Raw genomic sequence first — 521 nt, forward strand, 5'->3', positions numbered from 1 at the left:
GTCAGCGATGTACTTGTGGTGAAGGTACTTCCAAAGGGAGTAGAAGAGCCCGAACAGGATGAAAGATAAATAGAGTGCCCCGGCTAATGATAGCGAGACCATCATTGACAGCCCGGCGATTGCAAATTTTATCGACGAACCAAGAACTATCACATGAATGATCGAGCTGACCAGCGCGAATATAGCTGCAATTCCGAGGCTGACGCACATAAACAGAAATGGTAAACCTGCGAATCTGACAAGATAGATCACCGAGACAGGAAACCCAATTTTATTAAGTCGGTCAGTTGTAATCGTGACCTGATCTACAGCCATTAGAAATGATGCGATCGACAATATTCCTACAAAGAACAGGGGCAAACCAAGCATGACAAGAAAATCCCAGTTCTGGATTCCCCCACCCACTTGATTCAATGCGTCAGCCTCTGTGTGTGAAACTGAAAGGACAATAGCTGGAATGCCCAGCACGTAGGACAACGGCAAGACGATAGACTTCGTCATATTATGAAGCTCTGCAGAGA

1 protein-coding gene is annotated in these 521 nt (G+C 45.9%); it reads right to left on the reverse strand.

The genetic code is table 11. The features are described 5' to 3' along the window. Positions 1 to 501, reverse strand: a 501-nt coding sequence (locus tag HMPREF3149_RS05180; RefSeq protein ID WP_141741456.1) for a hypothetical protein, incomplete at its 3' end; no start/stop codon positions are given. Positions 502 to 521 lie beyond the last annotated feature (20 nt).

This window comes from Corynebacterium sp. HMSC05E07 (assembly GCF_001807225.1).
GTDB classification, from domain to species: Bacteria; Actinomycetota; Actinomycetes; order Mycobacteriales; family Mycobacteriaceae; genus Corynebacterium; species Corynebacterium singulare.